3 protein-coding genes and 1 riboswitch are annotated in these 3952 nt (G+C 43.7%); of the genes, 1 reads left to right on the forward strand and 2 read right to left on the reverse strand.

Annotated elements, in window-relative coordinates:
* Positions 1-1629: TonB-dependent receptor (locus VIN08_RS27475; RefSeq protein ID WP_331972748.1), on the reverse strand; the 1629-nt coding region annotated here is incomplete at its 3' end.
* A gap of 303 nt (positions 1630-1932) precedes the next feature.
* On the reverse strand, positions 1933-2361 hold the full coding sequence (locus VIN08_RS27480; protein WP_331972750.1) for a hypothetical protein: 429 nt from the start codon (positions 2359-2361) through the stop codon (positions 1933-1935).
* A gap of 113 nt (positions 2362-2474) precedes the next feature.
* Positions 2475-2691: riboswitch (cobalamin riboswitch) on the forward strand.
* A gap of 125 nt (positions 2692-2816) precedes the next feature.
* On the opposite strand from VIN08_RS27480, the gene VIN08_RS27485 reads away from it, so the two are divergent.
* Positions 2817-3952: TonB-dependent receptor (locus VIN08_RS27485; RefSeq protein ID WP_331972753.1), on the forward strand; the 1136-nt coding region annotated here is incomplete at its 3' end.

Raw genomic sequence — 3952 nt, forward strand, 5'->3', positions numbered from 1 at the left:
TTGAGGTTTTATAATGGAGGAGCTAGGCACCCATACATCTAACGGCAATGATACTGACGACAATGGAGCCATGTGCATATACTGGTAGGTTTTGTCGTAAGAGAATTTGATGGATGAGTAATCGTTCAGGCTATAGCGAACCGCGAGGCGCGGCTCTGCCCGCATGTAGGTTTTAATGCGTTTGCCTTTGCTATAGGTAATAGTATCAAGTATCTGAAAGTTTTCATCCTCTACATAGCGGGTAAAGGGGCCAAGCTGACTATAGCCGGAGAAACGAATGCCGGCACTTACTTCTACTTTATCGGATAGTTTTATTTTGTCGTTGAGGAAAATGGCAGCCTCTTCACCCCGTAATTTTATTTGTGGACTGATGTTGAGTTCTACACTGTCGCTATAAGCATGGATGTTATTGGGGCGAAGTGTGTGATGTATATACTGTAACCCCCACGAGATGTCATGTTTCTTTTTCTGCAGGTTGAATTGGTATAGTATATTTTTGTCATCGATGTTCGATACTACATTGAAAACATACGTATTGATGGAAGCGCCAAACTTCATATCGTAGAGCGATGTGCCTACAATGAGTTCCGAGAAGAGATTCTCATGAAAAGTATGTTGCCATTGTATAGAGGCGGCAGTATTCTTCCAGGATATATCATTCTTGAATGTACTACTTGTGTTGTAATGAAAATCATCATTACCCAGGTATCCGCGAAAGCGAATGTTATCTTTTGGTCCTAGTTGATAATCTGCGTTGACGTTCAGATCGTAGAAGTAATACCGGATATCCTGTTTCAGCAATGAAAGATCGCGAAGTGCCTTGGCAAACAGATCAACATACGTTCTGCGGGCAGCCACCAGGAAAGAACCTTTACTCTTTTTTATCGGACCTTCCACCAATATGTTGGTAGCAATAAGTCCTATATTTCCTTCACCATGAAATTTTTCTTTGTTGCCACTGCGCGTAGTTACATTGGTGATCGAAGACAGTCGCCCGCCATAATAGGAAGGTATACCACTCTTGTATAGATCGATGTTGTTTACCGTAGCACCATTAAAGATAGAGAAGAATCCGAACAGGTGACTCGGATTATAGATCGTAGTATTATCCAGCATCATCAGGTTCTGATCGATAGCACCACCGCGCACATAAAAACCTGTGCTTCCTTCACCAGCCGTCTGTACGCCCGGCATCAGCTGAAGTATACGCACCGGATCGATCTCTCCAAGCAGGTATGGAAGTGACTCTATATCTTTCTTCTGAATAGAGATGTGCCCGGTTTCTGTTTGCTTTAGTTTCTCGTCTTCTTTTTGTGCAGAGACAGTTACCTCTGCTATAGTAGTGGCGGATGGACGAAGCCTGATGGAGTACGTAACCGATCGCGACAGATCGATCATCACCGAATCACGCTCATAGCCGATAAAAGAAAATGTTACCTGGTAATTTCCGGCAGGTGCATGCAGAGTATAGTATCCCTGCTCATTGGTTGTAACGCCTTTTACCAGACTTGCTATATATACCGTTGCCCCGGGCAACGGAGTGGATGTATCACGATCGTATACATAGCCGTTCAAAGTATATAACGAATCCTGGGCTGCTGCCGAAAAACATAGCATAACCAGCAGCATGAAAGCAGATATTTTACAGAGGGAGTGTAGCACAAAAGGGGGCGATCGTTTTGCCGGTAAAATTACATCATTGCCTGAAACAAGAGCCGGCATTTTTAGTGAAAACCATGCATGGAGAGAGGTAAGCTGAAAGTGGAAAGTTTAAAGCAGAGACCGGAAGTCAGGAAGACGAAGTATAATTCTTCACATTCATGATTAACGGATAACTGTTAACGATTTGATGAATGTCGAAGTAAGCACACTCTCTACTTCCACCCCCACACCTCTAGCGGCTCGCAGCCAGAAGCTCGCGGCTGTATGTAACTATCTCCTGATGATATACATCACACCAGCGCGAATGGAGAAATCTCCTCGAAAGTAAAAGTCGCCCATCGTTTCAAACTTCCAGTGTTCGTTAATGATGGGGCGTGTCCAGCCGCCACCGATGGAGAGATCATTTTCGCCAATAAGTCCGCGGATGCGAACAAATGCTTCCTCTACCGGAAACCATCTGCCACCCAAAGCAACACTTACTTTATCGTCCGTCCATATCTCCAATCCTCCCGAGGCCGTGATGGTGCGTGTTAAAAAATAATTTCCTTCCATCGCGATCTGAGCTTTACTCGCAATACTTCGGTTATCCGTCTTGATAAGATCGAGGCCACCGCCTACCAGAAAGTCATGCGCGATTTGTCCGAAAGATGAAACGGATAAAAATGAGAAGAGCGGAAGAAATAAAAAACGTTTGGCCATGATCATATAGGATCGGCAAATATACGGCTTGCCTGTAAGCGTTCACAACAGTATAAAGAGACGCAATACCATTTGTTGGATAATCAGTCCTTTCACGGTAGCAAAATTACTGCTATACTTGCGGCTGTATTGGTTTTTGTCATGTATAGCATGACGGAATTAAAAGGGAATACCGGTGTGAGTCCGGAGCAGTTCCCGCTACTGTAATCCCGATGTTGATATACTCAGCATCTGACTTTTGCAACGAACGTCATTATCAGCCGGCAGGCCGATGAGAAGGCAAGCAAAGGAGGGAGGAGCCAGGAGACCTGCCAACTACAATTTGTTCAATTCAATGCTTCGGGTAAAAAGCAACGAATGCGGCCTTGATGAATGATCGTATACCAGCGGTCTCTTCTTTCATTTCCCATTCCAGCCTTTTACTCTTTTTTCAGTAACCTATTAAACCTTCTGTAATGAAAAAGGAGACAAAAGTCTGGGCAATGACTCTGATTGCCCTTTGGTTGTTGGCACCAAGTAAAACAAAAGCTCAGCAAGATTCTCTGGCAACTTCCAGTCTTGATGAAGTTGTGATTACCGCTACTAAATTTCCGAAAAGTCAAAGTGAAACCGGTAAAGTTCTTACCATCATTGATGAAGAACAATTGAAGCGCAGTGCCGGTAAAGATATATCTCAGTTATTGAACGAACAGGTTGGTGTTGTTATAACCGGTGCCAACAGTAATCCTGGTAAAGATAAATCTGTATTTCTGCGTGGTGCAGGCAGCGGCTATACTTTGATATTGCTGGATGGTATCCCCGTAAACGATCCGAGTGGTATAGGTGGTGCGTTTGATTTGCGCATGCTTCCTATAGATCAGATCGAACGTATCGAGATACTGAAAGGTAGTCAGTCTGCGCTGTACGGTAGCGATGCCGTTGCAGGGGTTATCAACATTATCACCAAGAAAAAAGGTAACAAGCCTTTTGGTGTATCGGGTACCGCTTCGTACGGATCATACAATACCCGCAAGGGAAATATAGGTGTGTCGGGCATAACCAAAATAGTTGACTATAACGCAGGCTATACATACTTTAAGACCGATGGTATAAGCGAAGCAAAAGATACAACCGGCCGGGCAGGTTTTGATAAAGATGGTTATGATCAGAACTCCGTTCAACTGAATGTAGGTTTTCATCCTGTAAAGGGATTAACACTCCGCCCGTTTTTACGCTGTAGCAAATTCAATGGTAAATATGATAACGGTTCTTTTTCTGATGATGTTGTGCCGGTATATCATTCCACATTCCTGAATACAGGTTTGAGTGGTGACTATGCTTTCTCTAAAGGCACAGTGCATGTACAATACGGTCGCGATAATGTGAAGCGTACCTATGTAACCAGAGACTATATGGATCCTAACGTTTCTGTTTCCAGCGATTACCAGGGTTACTTCGATAATGCAGAAGTATATGCGAACTACGATCTGGCAGAACACTTCCAGGTATTAGGTGGTGTAAATTATCAGCATCATAGTATGACGAGCAGCGATCTGAAGGATTCTACACTTCACATCGTAAATCCTTTCCTGTCGTTCTTTGTTAAAAACCT

Origin of the sequence: Ohtaekwangia sp. (assembly GCF_036568665.1) — a bacterium.
Taxonomy (GTDB): Bacteria; Bacteroidota; Bacteroidia; order Cytophagales; family Cyclobacteriaceae; genus Ohtaekwangia.

What these genes read in the sequence shown, in the direction of transcription:
- VIN08_RS27480 (WP_331972750.1), bottom strand. Translation starts at nt 2,361, where the DNA reads ATGGCCAAACGTTTTTTATTTCTTCCGCTCTTCTCATTTTTATCCGTT.